12 protein-coding genes and 1 pseudogene are annotated in these 17,524 nt (G+C 61.6%); all 13 read right to left on the reverse strand.

Features of this window, described 5'->3' with window-relative positions; translation table 11 throughout:
- Positions 1 to 25 precede the first annotated feature (25 nt).
- A complete protein-coding gene (locus ACLIVD_RS22685) occupies positions 26 to 3,304 on the reverse strand; it encodes a protein kinase domain-containing protein (RefSeq protein ID WP_283335082.1) in 3,279 nt (1,092 codons plus the stop codon).
- 360 nt (positions 3,305 to 3,664) lie between these two features.
- Positions 3,665 to 4,507 (reverse strand): bifunctional 5,10-methylenetetrahydrofolate dehydrogenase/5,10-methenyltetrahydrofolate cyclohydrolase, encoded by an 843-nt coding sequence (locus ACLIVD_RS22690; RefSeq protein ID WP_095869818.1) that lies wholly within the window; start codon positions 4,505 to 4,507, stop codon positions 3,665 to 3,667.
- A 34-nt stretch (positions 4,508 to 4,541) separates the two neighbouring features.
- Positions 4,542 to 5,414, reverse strand: a complete 873-nt coding sequence (gene purU, locus ACLIVD_RS22695) for a formyltetrahydrofolate deformylase (protein ID WP_095869994.1) — start codon at positions 5,412 to 5,414, stop codon at positions 4,542 to 4,544.
- An 82-nt stretch (positions 5,415 to 5,496) separates the two neighbouring features.
- The gene (locus ACLIVD_RS22700) at positions 5,497 to 6,867 is read right to left on the reverse strand and encodes a hypothetical protein (protein WP_283335083.1); all 1,371 of its coding nucleotides are present in this window, start codon (positions 6,865 to 6,867) and stop codon (positions 5,497 to 5,499) included.
- A gap of 64 nt (positions 6,868 to 6,931) precedes the next feature.
- Positions 6,932 to 7,867, reverse strand: coding sequence for an NAD(P)H-binding protein (locus ACLIVD_RS22705; RefSeq protein WP_167114377.1), 936 nt, complete (start codon positions 7,865 to 7,867; stop codon positions 6,932 to 6,934).
- 1,739 nt (positions 7,868 to 9,606) lie between these two features.
- Positions 9,607 to 10,137: a winged helix-turn-helix transcriptional regulator gene (locus tag ACLIVD_RS22710; RefSeq protein WP_283335091.1), complete on the reverse strand. Its 531-nt coding sequence runs from the start codon at positions 10,135 to 10,137 to the stop codon at positions 9,607 to 9,609.
- A 154-nt stretch (positions 10,138 to 10,291) separates the two neighbouring features.
- Positions 10,292 to 12,028, reverse strand: coding sequence for an FAD-dependent oxidoreductase (locus ACLIVD_RS22715; RefSeq protein WP_491930716.1), 1,737 nt, complete (start codon positions 12,026 to 12,028; stop codon positions 10,292 to 10,294).
- Between the two features lie 47 nt (positions 12,029 to 12,075).
- Positions 12,076 to 13,290, reverse strand: coding sequence for an oxidoreductase (locus ACLIVD_RS22720; protein ID WP_283335093.1), 1,215 nt, complete (start codon positions 13,288 to 13,290; stop codon positions 12,076 to 12,078).
- A gap of 72 nt (positions 13,291 to 13,362) precedes the next feature.
- The gene (locus tag ACLIVD_RS22725; protein ID WP_283335094.1) at positions 13,363 to 13,551 is read right to left on the reverse strand and encodes a hypothetical protein; all 189 of its coding nucleotides are present in this window, start codon (positions 13,549 to 13,551) and stop codon (positions 13,363 to 13,365) included.
- Between the two features lie 122 nt (positions 13,552 to 13,673).
- Positions 13,674 to 14,087 carry a transposase gene (locus ACLIVD_RS22730; protein ID WP_491932916.1) on the reverse strand — a complete coding sequence of 138 codons (414 nt, stop codon included), beginning with the start codon at positions 14,085 to 14,087 and terminating at the stop codon, positions 13,674 to 13,676.
- A pseudogene (locus tag ACLIVD_RS22735) lies at positions 14,070 to 14,533 on the reverse strand (transposase); the annotation flags it as partial. The gene ACLIVD_RS22730 and the pseudogene ACLIVD_RS22735, both read right to left, overlap by 18 nt.
- A gap of 606 nt (positions 14,534 to 15,139) precedes the next feature.
- The gene (locus tag ACLIVD_RS22740) at positions 15,140 to 15,370 is read right to left on the reverse strand and encodes a DDE-type integrase/transposase/recombinase (protein WP_283335095.1); all 231 of its coding nucleotides are present in this window, start codon (positions 15,368 to 15,370) and stop codon (positions 15,140 to 15,142) included.
- 251 nt (positions 15,371 to 15,621) lie between these two features.
- Positions 15,622 to 17,454 (reverse strand): serine hydrolase domain-containing protein, encoded by a 1,833-nt coding sequence (locus ACLIVD_RS22745; protein WP_283335096.1) that lies wholly within the window; start codon positions 17,452 to 17,454, stop codon positions 15,622 to 15,624.
- Positions 17,455 to 17,524 lie beyond the last annotated feature (70 nt).

A 17,524-nucleotide genomic window follows, 5' to 3' on the forward strand; every position in this document is an offset into this window, starting at 1 on the left:
CAGCAGTCCAGTGTCGGTCGGTGGTTCAGGAGGGCCTATTGTGCGATTCGACGACCCATGCCGCGATCTGTGCGCGTGAGCCGAATCCCAGCTTGGTCAGGATGTGTTCGACATGCCCCTGCGCGGTGCGTGGCGAGATGACAAGGCGAGCAGCGATTTCCTTGTTGGTCAACCCTTCGGCGACCAATTCGGCGACCTCATGTTCCCGCTTCGTCAGTTTCGTCGAGCTAGGAGCGGATATCGATGTCGGCGGAACCTGCTCGCCCAGCGCGTAGGCGACGGCAGCGTCGAAACCGAGTGCCCCACCGCGCTCGTGGGCCGTGGCGAACGCCTGCCCGCTCATCGCCTGGCGGGTCTGCTTTTCGCACTCCTCCTGGTAGACCACCAGGGCGGATACCACCACTGTTGGACTTCCCACCGATCGGCTCAGCTGCTCTGCGGCTCCCAACAATACGGCCGCACGGCGGGGGTTGTGTTCCTCGGCTGCGATCCATGCCAGCGCTTGCAGACACCAGCTGGTGCTCAACCAGTCTTTAACTTTCCGACCGAGTTGCAGTGCCTGCTCGAGTAGCCGTACCGCTCGCGCGCGGTCATTGTGCCGCCAAACCGCAACAGCCAACGCCCACATTGCATACGACCGATACACGAATTCTCCCCGCGACTCGGTGATCGCGAGGAGGCGCTCGTAGCATTCGATGGCCCGCTCCGTATCGCCCAGTAGTGCGTAAGTCGTTCCAAGGGGGCCGAGAGCAATGACTTGGAAGGTGAGGTCTCCCTGTGTGGCTTCCGCCTCGATGGCATTCTCGAAATGCGAGCGTGCGCCGGGAAGATCCCCACTGAACAGTGCTAAGGCCCCCGCGGCCAGATCGAGGTGAGCGTGTAGCATCGGGTTGGTCGTCTGGCTGGCGAGAGTGCGACACTCCTCTACCAAGGCGGCCTGGGCGCGAAGATCGCCCTGCACGCCGGCCAGGAGGCTGCACGCAAAGAACGCCTTGGCCCTGTCTCGGGTAAGTGCGCCGGTCTGACAGGCGAGGAGGCGCTCGAGCCAGCGCCGCCCCTCGCTGAACAACCCCCGGGTATACCAGTAGTGGTAGAGCGCGGCTGCGATGCGAATTCCGGCTTCGGGACTATCGGACGCCGAAAATTCAAGCGCCTCTCGCAGATTCGGCTGCTCCAGCGCGAGTCTGTTGATCCACGCGAGTTGTCGGGGACTGATCCAGTCACCTTCAGCTTTGATCACCAACTGCTCGTACCAATCTCGGTGTCGGCGGGAGAGTTCGGGATATTGACCGGTCTCGTGCGCCTTTTCGCGGCCGTAGTCGCGCACGGTATCGAGCATCCGGAACCGTACCGTGTCGCCCGACTCCACCCGGGTCACAATCGACTTGTCGACCAGGCCGGTCACGGTATCGAGTAGCGCCTCCGATGTCAGGGTACCGCCGCACACCTGTTCTGCAGCATCAATTTCGAAGCTGCCGGCGAACACTGACAGCTGAGCCCACACCCGTTGCTCGACCGGCCTACACAATCCGTGGCTCCAGTCGATGCACATTCGTAACGCCTGCTGCCGTGAAGGTAAGTTCCGGCTGCCGCGCGTTAGCAGCGCGAGACGGTCTGTCAGCCGCTGCTCGATCTGCTCGGGCGTCATCACCCGCATCCGGGCCGCAGCCAATTCGATCGCTAGGGGCAACCCGTCCAGGCGCCGGCAGATCCGGGCAATGGTGACCTTGTTGGCCTCGGTGACTGCGAACCCCGGGACGGCGGCGGCTCCCCGTTCGGCGAACAACGTTACCGCGTCATTGCGGGGCAGCCCTCTGGGCAGGTGATCGGGATCCGGTACAGGCAGCGGCGGGATCAGCTGCGCCACTTCCCCGCCGATGTCGAGTGCTTCACGGCTGGTCGCGAGGATCCGAAGCTCGGGACAGCTGCGTAGCAGGGTTTCGGTGAGCTCGGCCACCGCATCCACAATCTGCTCGCAGTTGTCCAGTATCAGTAGCAGTTTGCGGGGGACGAGGAAGTCGACGAGTACCTCGTGTATTGGTTTCGTCGACTGGTCGCGTAGTCCCAACGCACTCGCCACCATGCCCACCAACAGTGACTCGTCACGAAGCTCACCTAGCTCGACCAGGCACGCACCGTCAGGGAAATCGGGCTGCAGTTTGGTGGCGACCCGCAACGCCAGCCGGGTCTTGCCGACCCCACCGATCCCAGTCAACGTCACCAGTCGCGAGGTCGACAGCGCGTTCTTCGCCTCTGCTAGTTCGGTGCGGCGGTCAACGAAGCTGGTCAACTCCAGGGGCAGACGACCTGTGGGGGACCCCCGGCGTCCGGCTAACGTATCTGTTGCCGCGGGTAAATGTGTGCGTATCGGCGGGCTACTTTCATGTTCTCGTGTCACTCCCGTTTCGGTGCGAAGGGCCATTTTGTCGACCGCGAACCCGTGGTGAAGCTGGGAAGTCTCGAGTTGCTGACCCAGTTCCGCGACGGACGGACGACGCCCCGGGTCTGCGGACATGGCAACTTCAATAATCGCACCGACATCGTGCGGAACGCCGTGCTCGCAGGGATCCGGGACGGGTTCTGTGGTGATCCTGAGAAACTGGGCGACCAATTGCTCTCCGCTCCGGCGCTCGAACGCTGCGTGCCCGGTCATCGCGGCGAACAGTGTCGCACCGAGACCGTAGACGTCGGCGGCTGGACTGGCTGGTTGGCCGGCCACGACCTCGGGGGCGGTGAACGCCGGTGAACCCGTCACGATGCCCGCAGTGGTCTCGAACCCGCCAGAGATGTGGGCGATCCCAAAATCTGCCAGCGCCGGCTCACCGTAGTCGGTGAACAGGATGTTCCCGGGCTTGACATCGCGATGAAGGATTCCCAGTTGGTGCGCGGTCTCCAGGGCGCCCGCTACTTTCACTCCGAGCCGCAGCGCTTCGTCCAGTGGAAGCGGTCCGCGACGTCGGATTTGCGCATCGAGAGAATCCTGGGGGTAGTACGGCATCACTATGAAGGGGCGACCGTTGTCGGTCACACCGGCGTGGAGAACGTTGACGATATTGGGGTGTCCGGTCAACCTTCCTGCCGCGCGCTGTTCGCGCAGGAACCGTGCCTGATTCTCCTCGTCGAGGTCCACGGTGAGGACCTTCACCGCTACGGTGCGGTCGAGCGCAGCCTGCGTGCAGCGGTAGACGACGCCGAACCCTCCGCTGCCGATCTCTTGGGCGTCCTCGAATCCGGCAGCAGCCAGCTCCGCCGTGACCGAACCGGCCACGTCGCGCTGCGTCGCGAACGGATCGACATCAGTCATCGATTACATCGATTCATCCCGCTCGAGGCACGGCCAACGAACGCCACATTGCTCACCTCTCGACGATGTTCCCCCAGGATATCGCCGATCCCACGAGCCGAGGCGTCCATCTCAGTTGTGTGGTCCCGTTCGGAACGCGCCGGCGCCGGATTGGCCTGAGTAAGCGATGACCTCGATTCTTGAACAAGCCGACCAGTACCGCACTGACGTGGACAGCGTTTTGCAGTGGGCGGTTCTCGCGCTGCCGCATGACAACGACGACGACAACCAGAATCGGCAAGGCGCGTACAGGTCGGCGCAAGAACGAGGATTTCCGTTCCGGCAGTCGTCTCGCTGCACGAGAACACCCGGACAAATCGATCAGCTCATGGAGCGCTCTCGCGCGGCGCGGACTGTCTGCTCCAACAGCGTGGTGATGGTCATCGGGCCGACGCCCCCTGGCACAGGCGTGATGTATGACGCCTTGCGAGACGCCGAGTCGAAGTCGACGTCACCTTTGTTGTCCGCGTAGCCTGCGTCGATCACGACAGCACCGGGTTTGATCCACTCGCCTCGGACCAGTCCGGGGGACCCCACCGCCGCCACGACTAGGTCGGCCGACTCGACGTGGGAGCTCAGATCCGCAGTGCGTGAGTGACAGTAGGTTACCGTCGCGTCACGAGCCAGCAGAAGCATTCCCATCGGTCTGCCGAGGATCGGGCTGCGACCTATCACGACTGCGTGCCGCCCACTGAGTGCAATGGCGTACGAATCGAGCAATCTCATGATGCCGCCGGGGGTTGCGGATTCGAAGCCCGCGGTTCCCAATGCCATGGCCGCGAACGAGTCTCGGGTGACACCGTCGACATCCTTCGCCGGATCGATGGCGTCGAACGCAGCGCGTTCGTCCACTCCGGGTGGCACCGGGTGCTGCAGAAGAATCCCATCTACATTGGGGTCTTCAGACAGCGCCCGAACTTCCGCGCAGACAGCATTCGTGCTCAACCCCGCGTCGAGATGCACTCGGCGCGATTCGATACCGACCTCGGTGCAGGCAGCGGCTTTCATACGCACGTAGGTGTGCGAGGCGGGGTCGTCGCCGACCAGTACCGTCGCCAGAACCGGGCGCCGACCGAAGTCCCTCGAGTATTGCTGTGCCTGGGTCCCAAGCTTTTCGCGCATGACTCGCGACACCTCGCGGCCGTTCAGCAATCGGGCCGACATGCCGACTCCCTCTCCTACCGTGGTTAGACGAGAATCAGAAGACAACGGTCTGGTTCCCGTCTCTGATTACCCGGTCCTCGCAGTGCCAGGCAACGGCGCGAGAAAGCACCTGGCGCTCAACGTCCGCACCTCTTCGTTGCAGCTCAGCTGCAGTCTCCACGTGCGAGACCCGCACGACGTCCTGCTCGATGATCGGCCCTTCGTCGAGGTCCTCGGTCACGTAGTGGGCCGTGGCGCCGATCAGTTTGACGCCTCGATCTTTCGCCTTCTGATACGGCCCCGCACCGATGAAAGCGGGCAGGAATGAGTGATGAATGTTGATTACCGGCACTCCCACCTGTTGTAAGAAATCACCGGACAGAATCTGCATGTAGCGAGCGAGGACAACGAGATCGACGTTGTCGGTGAGAAGCTTCAACTGCTCCGCCTCCGCCTGTGCCCGTGACGCCCGGTTTACGGGGATGTGGATGAACGGAATGCCGAATCCGCGAACGTCGTCCCCGAGATCGGGATGGTTCGCGATGACCATCCCCACGTTCATGTGGATTTCGCCACGACGCTGCCGCCATAGGAGGTCGAGGAGGCAATGATCCGTTTTGGACACCATGATGGCGACGCGCTTCGGCTTGCGAGCTTCAGTCAACCTGTACGACTGTCCCAACATGCCTAGAACGTTGTCGAGTTCGTCGGACAGGGACGGAATCTGTGCCGGTAGGTCCTCCAAGTGGAACGTCGTGCGTTGGAAGAATCTGCCGCCGGCAGGGTCGGTCGAGTGCTGGTCCAGTGAGACAATGTTCGCGCCGTATTTCGCGAGCAAGGACGAGACCGCCGCGACGATTCCCTGACGGTCGTCGCCTTGCACGATCAAAGTGCCGAGGTCGACCACGTCGCGACTGGTTCGTGACATCGTGCTGTTGTCCTTTCGTGTGAAGTGGTCGTCGCCGCCAGGATCGTGTGACGGGACGAGTAGGTCGGAGTCGGTCATGCACTCAGTGCGCGACGACTCCTGACGGAAACGACTCCAGATCGACATCCTTGTTCGCCGGGAGGTCGAGGTAGGGGAACCGCTCCACCGTCGCGCGAATCTGCTTGATTCGTTCGCCGTGGTTGCCCCAGTGCAGGACGACTTCAGTGCCGATCTCGGCGAGTTCAATGTCGATGGTGGAATGGGAGATCATCTCGCGGAAGTAGTAGGAGTAGACGGCCAGCGATGATATACCCACCTGCTTGCCGTCCTTGGTGACGATGTCCGCATGGTCGCCCGCTGGTGATTGCGGCGTCGTCGGGAACTCGAAGTGCCGGTATTCCTCCCCGGGCTCGAACTGCGACGCGAACACGTCGAGTACGTCTTCCTTGTTCCACCTGAGGACCACCGTCTTGCGGCGCGGTGCGGCAGCCTCCGCCTCGAGGGCTTCCCGGCCCAGGAAGTCGTGGTCGAACTTCGCCATCCAGCCCCAGTTGACTTCGAAGGGGGTGCGGAGTCGCGCCGTGATGTCGGTGGGATTTGCGCTCCCACTCAATTGGCCGCTCACCTGCTTGGGCGGCAGAGCAGCTCCGAAGAGGGGATGAGAGACGAATTCCGGGTCGGCGAAAGCAGCAGGGAGGAAGGTACAACCCTGCTGAGGGAAGCCACCCTCGGTGTGATTCACGACGTAAGTCCGCCATCCCAGGCGCGTGATGTCGAAATCCTCGCCCGCCCGGTACACGGCGTCGAACACCGCTGGTCCGTGTTCGAGGGGGCCACGCACCTCGTAAGCGAGGGTCCCCGACATCCCGATTCGCGACAGTTCGATTTCCACCGTGGCATCGATTCCGGGTACCTGGATTCGCCGAATGCCCAGGAATTGCAAGGAGCGCAACGATTCACCCGTGAGGCGTTCGAGTATCTGCAGCGACTTCGGGCCCGCCACCTGAAAGATGAAGATGTCCCGCATACCGATTTCTACGTCTAGTCCCAGCGACGGGGCCTTGAAGAGGGCCCAGGGCATCGCCGCGAAATGGCGATACGAGTCCTCGCTGTCGCGCACTGTGAGACCGTGATTGGCGATGTATCCGTTTTCGTCGAGCATGACGAGGTGCTTGGACTTGCCGATGGGCCATTTGTCGACGTTGTTAATACTGAGCCGTGAGAGCAAGGCCCGCGCGTTGGGTCCACTGAAGGTGAACTCGGGGATGCCGCTGAGATTCGACGCGATGTACGCGCCGGTTTTCCACGACATCGATTCTTTCTTCCACCCGTCGCCTTCCCAGATATGGAGGCTACCTAGGATGTTCAGGTAGGTCGGCACGTCGGGGTAGGAAGGAACGTCACCGACGGACGCTGCTCCGGGGCCTTGCTGGACCGCATGGTCGACACTCATGGCGCTATTACTCTCTTTCTGATCGCACTGACGTGATATGTGGTTCCGCTCGGGGTGCGAGCGGTCAGGACGCCGAACCGATTCGGTCGTACGGGGTGTCCTTTACCTTTTCGAGGACGGATCGCAACGGCGCGGGCGCCTCCCCCGTGATCTGCTCGACATGTCCGGACAGCAGTGCTTGGTAGCCCTGGGCCACCGCCAGATCGGCCGACACCAGCTCGTCGCTGGCCCACATGTGGCCTTCGGCGCTGGGGGGCATGTTCGGGTCGTACGTCCGCGGGAGACCGACCGAGTCGAAGAACTGCAGCCGTTCCTCCTCCGATACCGGCTTGTAGGCGATCTCTGTGCCGAAGACCTCGGAACCAAGTCGGACAATGTCGTCCATGCTCAACAGTTCAGGACCGGTGATCTCGTAGACAGCGCCATCGTGGTCGGCGGGGTCGGCGAGGATTGCGGTCGCACAGCGCGCGACGTCCACCTTGGAGACGGGCGCTAAGGAACCGTGGCCGGTGGCCATTTCGAGTACGCCGTCGCGTGCGGCAGGTGCCAGCCAGATCGCACTGACGATCTCCGCGTAGAGCGCGTTGCGCAGGATCGTGTACGACAGTCCGCTCGCTCGGAGATCGAGCTCGGTCTGGTAATGGTCGATGGCTGAGAGCGCCGGGTTGCCGGGTTGTACTCCGCCGACCGATGTGTAGACGATGTGGCGTATCCCCGCCTTCTCTGCGGCGCGGATCGCATTACGGTGTTCGGTTGTCCGCCGCCCGAGATTGAGCCCACTGATGAGAAACAGGATGTCTCCGCCGTGGTACGCCTCGTCCAATAGCTCGGGCTTCTCGTAATCGCCCTTCCGCACGCTGACGTTCGGGCCGCCTGCTTCGATTGCCTCGGGCGATCGAGTCACAAGTGTCAGGTTGCACAGAGGAGCTCTTTCGAGGAGACCTTGCGTCACGCGGCGAGCCAAATCGCCCGAGGCTCCACTGATGACAATTTGGGTCACATCTTCCTCCGGTTGTAGATCACGAATCTTTGTCCATGCGGTGCGGCTTGACGGGGTCAGCATGAGCCGGAGTCGAGCGACGCACGTTGCAAGCTTCGTTGCTGGGAGTGACGTGGGCAATAGCACGAAGTTCTAGCGAACCATGTGTGAGATGCATGATCGAGACCGCAGAACCGCGGGCGTCCAGGGCCGCCTCAGGCACTGATCCGGGGACGCCACGCAAGGTGGGTCGTATCCGGTCGAGGTGAGACGGCATTTCCCCTTCTGTGGCACCGTGCCATCGTCAGCCTCTTCGACGGCGCCTGGCGGTTCCGAAGTGGGTCTCCGCCGAGACTCCACGAGGGTCACACCGTGGTTACCATGTCGTCCTCGGCTTGCGGTCGGCTTCACGAGGTCTTTGCCATCGATCCGGACGTTGTTGACGGTCTTGGACACCGGTCAGGTGGCCAAGGCTTCCGGGTGCCGGGCGCCATCACGGAGCGGGCTAGGCGTAGTCGACGTCGGTGTTGGTTAGGTCGAGCCAGAGGGCCAGTTTCCCGGGTCCACGCCCATCGGCATCCGATCGTGGATGTGCCCGACACCGTCGTCGCGTTGGTATCTGCACCTCGCCTCGCATAGGAGGACATTTGCATAGCGTATGTGGGGCAGACACCCCGAACAGCTATCCGCTCCGTGCGAGGCATATGCGCTCAGAGAAATGACCGTCTCCTTGACCGATCAGCCTCCTCGAACTCTCCGAACTCACGACGCAGCGGAGCCTTTCCGCACAACCTACGGCCAAGGCAACGTGCCGTGCTATGCCCGCAAGCATGGGATTCTGCGGCTCCATGCCATTCAAATCCTGATACGGATCTCCGGGTAACCGCCACCGCGATTCGATCTCGCAGGTGGGGGCACCGCGCCGTGTTCAGCTCGGGATTGGGTCATGGGAGGCGAGTGGATCCAATCGATACGGACCGTGTGACGTGCGGCAAGACATCTACGCCAGCCTCGAAGGTCTACTCAGGGAGACCGACCTGTATAAATGCGCTATCCGGGGCTGCCTCAGGCCGGTGCCGATCTCCGAACCAATCGATGGCTGACAGCAAGAGACCCCACCTGCTGAACCGTGACGCACCGCTGGTGAGATCTCACTGCCGCCAGTCGCCCAAGGCTGCGGCAGGCGAACGGCGGGCCTCCGCACCAACCACGGTGAGCCCGGAATCGGTGCGCGGCCGGCCTATCCGCGGCGAGCCGCCACAGCGACCATTTAGGATAAAGCTTTGACTGTCTGCTCCGTCACACGCCTACTTCAGGAATGGCCCTTACGATTCGGGTCCGCACGAGCACCACTGGGGCGATTCCTCGTCGACGGAGCTGTGCATGCCGCCCCGAATAGTAACCACTCCAAAGAACACCGCAGCACCTAGCAGGACGGTGACCGTCGCACCGAGGACAGCGTTGTCGTAAGCGTCTCCCAACAAAACACCCGAGGGACTGCAACGGCGCTCGCGACCACACACGCCTTCCACAGCCAGCGATAACGCCTCACGCACGGACTGTAACTGAAGGGATCCCCTAGTTGGAGCCCTGGTCGTTGTGGCGTGCGTCGCAGGAACTCTCGAAGGGTCGTGCAGGGTTTCTACGCCCGCTATGCGGCGTTGATGCGTCGCGACATGATTGCCGATACCCGGCGCCTCGATGGTCTACTCGCCGAGAACCAGATGCGGATAACCCGTGGAGGCCGGTCTGGATGAAGCTCACACTTCGCCTGCGCCGCCACCGTGGTTAGATGCATCGTATTCTGCACGTGCGCAATTGATTTGGTCTGATCGCGCATATCCCCACTCGATCAGGTTCATCACTAGGTCGGACAGACTCCGACCTAGTGGCGTGAGGTCATACACCACGTGCTTCCGCGCGTCGGCGACCACGGTCCGGCTTAGTAGTCCATCGCGTTCGAGCATCCGAAGATTGTGCGTAAGTATTTTCTGCGACAACGGGTGTGACGGGTCCATTGTGTCCAGTAGCCGCTGAATCATCGACGGACGCAATGGTCCGACACGTAATATGACTAAGAGCCAGTTTCTCCAGTAATTGCCAACGTGTCCTACGATGCCCACAACCGGCGCACTGCGATTCCAAGAAAATTCGACAAGCAGCGCCGCTACGAATCCGAATATTTCCTCGGATTCGTCAGTTACCGCAGGTGCTTGTTGGAGAAGTTCACGAATCCTTGTCATCATCCGATCCACTGCGGAAAGACGGTGCGATTCATAATCCGCGCCCATAGGTTACTCCCTTTAGACCGACGCGACCTCTCGGGCGATTTTGGTCCCGCTCGAGACTGTCTCGATTGGCGGAACTATGGGCCAACGTTGCGTGTCAGTATCGATTCATGCTAACACGCAACGCTGACCGTAGCTGCTGAATTCGAGTGAATATCTAGCTGTTTTGGCTGGTCGTCAACGTATCTGCAGTGTACCGCGCACGAGTAGCTTCAGTATCGCGCGGTGCCTCCTGCACTACACTTTCGGCGGCGAGGTACGCAAATGTGGCGGCGGGTCCGAGTGTGCTCCCTAAAGATAAGTAGCCATCACCGGCTATTGATGCAACACAGTTTCCGGCCCCATACAACCCTGGAATGACGGACCCGTCCGAACGCAGGACTTGGCTGTTCGAATTCGTCTTGGGCCCTCCGTTGGTGTCCAGCACCATCCCGCAGATCAGCACGCAGTAATATGGCCCGGTCTCGGCGAACGGAAACATTCCCGGATTTTTTTCGTTACCTGGCCTCGGGATGCCATGCCAGTCGTATTCGGACATGTTCTCGCAACGGTGGAAATCTTCGTCGACACCCGCGCGGGCGAAGCCGTTGAATCTGTCGACCGTCTGCCCCAGTTGCTCGGCGAAGCCAGGTGACAATTCGAAATCACCGATGACAGAGGTGAGACTCTTCAAGCGCGCCTCGATGCGCTCGGTGATCTCCTCCCATGTCTGACCTTCGATAATGTAAGGTTTAGGGGTGCGAAACGTATCCCAGAACAGGGTCGGCTTGGTGTCGTGGGCGACGTAATCGTCGTAAACCATAAATAGAACCCTGTTCGGATAGTCGCCGTTCTTGTCGCGGTCCCATATGACGCGGTTTCGGTCCTGGTACACAAGCTTCTCGTTGACGACCCTGTTACCATTGCGATCGACATAAATCATGCTGTCTCCGGGCGGAACGGGAAGACCTTTATCCTCGTTCACGCGATTCATGGCAGCCTTTTCCAAGATGTCCTCGTACAGCCAGCCATTCTGCATGTGAGCGAGTTCAGCTCCGGCCTCGTGCGCGATAGGGATGAAATCACCCTGTGCGGTGGCAACTGCGCAACTGCTGTAAAGCGGCCCGCGCCAGTATTCATCGATCAAATCCGCGTTATGTGCAAAGCCACCGCTAGCGAAAACCACCCCTCGTCTCGCGTAGATGGGATCACCCCACGTCCCCCCAACTCCGACGGCTGCACCAGTTTCATCTTGCAGCAGCCGCTGCACACGATGATCTGTGCGCACCTCGATACCCCGGCTTCTAACGGCTACCCCCAGTTGATCGACCAAATCTGCTCCAGGTGCAGCGGAGCCGTCCTCTCGCGCTGGTCCTAGATGCCGTAAAAATCCTTGAATAGAGTTATCCAATTCCGGGTGATAGCTGACAATGGCTGGGTACCGTTCCGTAAAGGATGGCCAGGTGGTGACCCGGAAGGCACCTGCCGCAACCAGCGCATCAATCGCTTTCGCGGCGTTATCGTAAAACGCGCCTATTGTTTCCCACTGCCACTCTTCTGCGCCGTAGTATTCGGCATCGGCGTCGTACTGGTCGGGATGCGCGACCTGGACAACGTAGCGCAAGACGCTATCGCGATCGTCGCGAATTCCTAAGACGTGCATAAGTGAGTTGTCTGGAATCCACATCGCCCCGCCGGACTTGTAAGCTGTACCGCCGACTTCATCTGATGCCTCCAATAGAAGGACCTCGGCACCACGATCGTGAGCCAAAATTGCAGCACACATTCCCGCCATTCCGGCACCGACAATGATTACATCGAACTCATCTCGATCAGTTGTCGAGAAACCAGTAGGTCGGGGCGGGGGATTGAAAAGCCCTTCCATCCACCAGTACTTCGGCGTCCCGGTTGTCACAATAAAACTCCTAGGGTTTGAAAATATTCACATATAAGGCTCATCGATTAATCCTTCTTCCGCGACTGGTCCACGAGTTGCCCCTCATGCGAGTAGCTTTCGTATGCTTCGGCCAAATCGCGATATTTTCGAAAGTCTCGTAAATTCGAATAGTCGGCCCTGCGTACGCGCTCGACGAAGTCCGGATTCGAAATCTGCGCCCTACCAACCCCGATCATGTCGAAGTCGCCGGCCTCCAAACCGCGCCGTACACGGATGATGTCATCCTCCACCTGCAGTACGGGGTCTTGGTTGTCGAAGACATCACTCGCGAGATCGGTGGACAACCCGACGCTGCCGATCGTCATGACCGGGCGATCTGTCATTGTCTTCACCCAGGAAGCGACACTCCGTCTAGAGTCGAGTTCCGGCCAGGCGACAGCGTCGAATCTGCGAGCCGACACATGAAAGACGTCGGCTCCCGCTTGCTGCAAACGTTCCAGAAACGGGCCCAGTTCGTCAGGATGCGCCGCGATTTTGGCTCCGTAATCCACCTCCTTCCACTGCGAGAAACGCACTGAAATTATGAATTGAGGGCCCGTCGCAGCACGGATTGCCGAAACTATTTCAGCAGGATATGCGGCGCGGTCGGCTAGGGTTTCACCGCCGTATTCATCGGTTCGCCTATTCGTTTCATGCCACAAAAATAGATCCAACAGGTAGCCATGAGCGCAATGCAACTCAATCCCGTGTGCGCCGAGCCGCTGGGCGATAAGAGAACTCTCGACATATGCATTTTTGGTATCCTCAAGGTCCTGCTTCGACATTGCAACACCGTTGGTACGGCCCTCCTGGATCAACCCTGATGGGCTCCATGCAGGATGGTCCGGATGTGGATTCTCAATACCGTCGACAACCAGTCGCAGGGCACCTGGATGCCACAGCTGCATCAACAAGACTACGTCGCCGGTACTGAGGACCTCACGGACGACATGTCCCCATTCCTTGATGGTGTCACGGCCGAGAATGCTGAACGCCGGCTGCCAGTACCCCGCCGGATGGTCTGGTGCGGCCCCCTCGGAAATGATTATTCCCGGGCCCCGTTCAGCGGTCGAGCGCAGCGTATCCGCCATGCCCACAGTTGGCTTGTAACCCCGCGAGCCACGCTGCATGGCAGGAAGAAGAAACCTGTTACGGACCGTCATGGTATTGATTCGAAGAGGCGAAAACAGTAGATCGTCTGTATCTTTCAACACAGCTTCTTCGGCATAGTTCGTCTGCATCTGACCGCCTTACGGTTGGAAATCGAGTCACCGAAGACGTTAAGTCCGTCACAGTTGGGTGACAATTAGGAACTATTTGGTGCCTACTAACGCCACGCAGTGTGCCGAGCGGTCGGTTTCGTTCGGCAGCGTGATCAAAGAGGTCCGCAGACGGTCGATCGCACCATGAGGTTCGGCAACATCGCGCGAGTCGATCGAGTATTCGACGATCTGATTTGAGTACAGATCATCAACGATGCTTAGGTAGTGATTCGCGCTCATTTCGATCGTCCTACTGAGAGATCGGCGACTGCGCGACTTGTGCCCTCAAATTCTCGCAGCGGTTTGGGTCAAGTCCCGTGAGGTGGTGTACGACATCGTCGCGTGATTCCTCGTCTGGGTGGTTATGCGGTCAGCGCCGCTTGAGTCACCTCCTGCGTGGGTTCGGTGGCGGTGCCGTCGGGGTGGACACCGCGGGAGCGGGCCAGCACGTCGAGGCTGAGATAGCGGCGGCCTTCGATCCACTCGTCATGCTGCTCGGCGAGTACCGCGCCGACAAGCCGAATCAGGGTGGTGCGATTGGGGAAGATCCCGACCACGTCGGTTCTGCGCCGGATCTCCTTGTGAGCCGTTCCTGGGGATTGTTCGACCAGGTCTGACGCCAGATCTGCTTCGGGAAGGTCACCAACCGCACTCCGGACAGCCCGCGGGCGACCAGCGACCGGAAGAACGCCAACCAACCGGGCACCGTCCTCGGCGGAGGTCACCTCGATCCCCAAGATCTCGCGGTAGCCCTCGGCGTTTACCCCGACCGCCACCAGGCGTGCACGTTCACCACCCGACCGTTCTCGCGGACCTTCAGGACCAGGGCGTCGGCTGCGACGAACGGGTACGGGCCTGCATCCAACGGTCGGCTGCGGAACGCCTCGACCTGGGCGTCGAGGTCCTTCGCCATCACGGACACCTGCGCCTTGGACAGGCTGGTGATGCCAAGGGAATCGACGAGCTTCTCCATCCGGCGAGTGGAGACGCCGAGCAGGTAACAGGGGGCCACCACCGAGGTCAGGGCCTTCTCGGCGCGTTTTGCGGCGCTGCAGCAACCAGTCCGGGAATTACGAACGGAGCGCAGCTTGGGGATCGCGACGTCGAGTGAGCCGGCACGGGTGTCGAAGTCGCGGTGCCGGTAGCCATTCCGGCTGTTGGTGCGGTCGTCGGAGCGTTCACCGAAATCGGCACCGCACAGGCTGCTGGCCTCGGCACCCATTAGTTTAGCGCGTCGATGAACGTGGATAGCAGGCTGCGCAGCAGGTCGGGGCTGGCGTCGGTGCGGCGGTCGGTCAGGAACTGGTGCAGGTCGATATCGTGGGCAGTGGTCATCGCGTGGTCCTTCATCGAGTGACTTTGGTCGGTCTCTCGAAGAGTCACGCGATGGCCGCCTTTATTGGGCTAGGACACGCCGGTCAGATCCGAATCCGGTCGGTACACCATCTTCATGAACGCAACCGCGGTTTGATCGGTTGGCGGCTTCTTTCAGTTCGGGGACTCGCCTTAGTTCGAGGTCGAGGCGCCACCTGTCTTGATGCCGTCGTCGCGCTTTCAACCATCCGCACAAATAATCCTCGCTGAAACCGAGGTCGCAATCTGGCGCAGCTGCAGTCCCCCTTGCGTGCGAGGACGATGACGTCGCTGCGAAACTTCTCGTATCGAGAACGCCTCCAGTGTGAGGACATCCCTCCACGGCGGGGAAGCATCCACGCAGTGGAGGGATGTCGAACCAACCCGCACCAGACCCGATCGTTCGACGAATGCAACCGGTCCGCATTGAACCAGCGAACCCACTCGGCGCAGCGCGCGGTCATCGTCTCCACGATCAGCGGAGCAACCCGCGTCCACCACACCGGCGCAACGCCAGGCGCTTCGAGCATGACCTGATGCCGGTCGCGCCCAGCGAACGCCGCAACCCGTACCGTGCGCACGCCTGCTTCATGATCTCGGCGGTATATTGACTTCCCCTGTCCGAGCGCATGATTGCGCCTGCGACGTCTCCGCCACGTTCGTCGACAGCCATGTTCAGCGCTTCGAGGACCAGTTCGGTGCGCATGTGATCCGCCACCGCTCACCCCAGAACCTTCTTCGAATGCTCATCCTTAATCGCACACAGATACATTTCACCTTCACCGCAGGTCAGACCTGCGCGACGACCTCGTCGTCGTCGGCGGTGGGGCCGACCACAAGCGCGGCGTTGGATGAAGTCTCCGATCGAACCTGGAAGGGGTTCGGGTGGGGCACCCCCGTCAACGGTCATAGTCAGGCGAAGCGCATCCCATGCCGATAAGGGTACGTTCGCTGGGTCTATCTCGCACCAACTGCCGCGCCGGGCATGGGCGCGAGCTTGGCGGCCTCGGCGACGGCGGCGCTCCAACTGAACTCGTTGTTGTCGCTGAAGTAGTAGTAGGTGGCGCCGTTCGGCATCATCGCGACCGTGATGCCGCCGTACCCCGACATGAACGGTACGTAGAAGGGGCTGGTGTAGGCGGGGTTGTCGGCGGAGGTGAACTCCTGGCCCCAGAAGCCGTTCTGGTACTTCATGGGCTTGGCGCCGGTGGTGGTCATGCCCCGGTCCTCCGGGTCGCGTTGCATGGTAGCCGTGAGCAGTGCCGGGTCGAGTATCTGCGTGCCGTTGACGGCGCCGTGGTCGTTGTTGAGGAACTTGGCGAACCGGGCGACGGAGTCCTGCGTCCAGAACATGCCGTACCCGCCGAAGGCTGCTCCGCCGGGGCTGTTGTCGGTGCGGGAGGAGACGAGCGAGTCGGGCCCGACGCCGACGGGTTCGAGCACGTCGTCACGGAGCATGTCGAAGATGTCGGCGTCCGAACCGGCCTTGTCCTGCAGGTAGTTGTTCATCGCGCGGGTGGCGAGGAAGGTGTCCGAGGTGTGGTAGACCCACTGGCTGCCGGGGCCGGCCTTACGCGGGAAGGACAGGGCGAGTCGCATCTTGTCGGCGTAGGGCTCGGCTGCGAAGAAGTCCGCCATGGTGGGGCCCGCTTCGTCGGTCTCGTAGCCGTGCGAGATGTAGTTCCCGGTGGCCATGTCGAGAGTCTGGTCGAGGGTGACGCCGCTCCAGGCGGTGTTGCCGGCGGTCTCGGGGATTCGGTCGGAGAGCCTCTCCTGGGCCACGGCAGGGCCGTAGCGCTTCGCCAGCCGCAGCATGGCTGTTCCCGCGAACGCCGACTTCGCGGTCGAGTACGAAGGCAACAGCATCTGGCCGCAGAACGGGTACTCCCCTTGCCGGGTCCGGCAGTTGCCCACATAGTGCACTCCGCCGAAGTAGAAGCCGAAGGTGCTCAGCGCGGACGGCGTGATGCCGGCGCTGAACTTCGTTACGTCCACCCCACTGTCCGGGTAGTCGGTGGCCAGCGCCGAGATGGGTTTGGTCGGGAGCCGGTCCCCGACCTCGGAGGCGTACGCGTCGCGCAGGTTCTCGGCGCCGGCGACGGGGCCGGGCCGGTAGTCGGCCGGTACCTGGCCCCACATGTCGAGCTGGAAGTATACGCAGGTCTCCGTGGTGATTTGGTAGCGGATTTCGGAGACCGATGTGGCGTCGAAGAGGAACATCAGGGTGCCGTTGTGCACGCAGTTCGCGTTGCGTTCGACGAGCGCGAACGGCAGTGAGGCGCGGGTGCGTTCGCCGTCGCCGTCCTCGTTCCACGCGCGGCCGGGGCCCACCGCCAGGTTCCACGCCTGGTTCCCCGTGTACTGCAACCCGCGCTTGGCAGGGACGAGGTGGCTGCCGTTCTGCACGAGGGCGATGTCGACCGGTGGCAGGTGCCGGGTGGCCGCCGTGTCTCCGTATCCGTGCGGGTCTTTCAGTACGCGGAAGCCGCCGGTGGTGGAGAGACCGTTGAGGGTGAGGGTGCCTTCGAAGCTGTGGGTGGGTGGTGCTGCCTGGGCGGGCAGTGCGAAGGCGCTGTCGGGGACCGTGTCCGTGGCGGTGCCCTCGGTGAGTTGGCCGGCGGTGAGTTCGGTCCGGTTCACCGCACCGCTTCCGGTGAGCGGATCGCCCGGTACGGGCACGGCTTCGGCGGGCGCTGCGATCGTCGTTGGCGAGACGGTGCACGCCGCCGCGAGTGCGACGGTAACGACGATGGCACGGCTCAGCCGTCGGGCATAGAACGGTCTTGGCATGGTGTGTGTCCTCTGGGGCCGGCAGCAGATACGGATATCGCCGCATCCTGGGGCCCGCCGGGGCCGCCGT

It is taken from the genome of Rhodococcus sp. G6(2025), assembly GCF_058628105.1.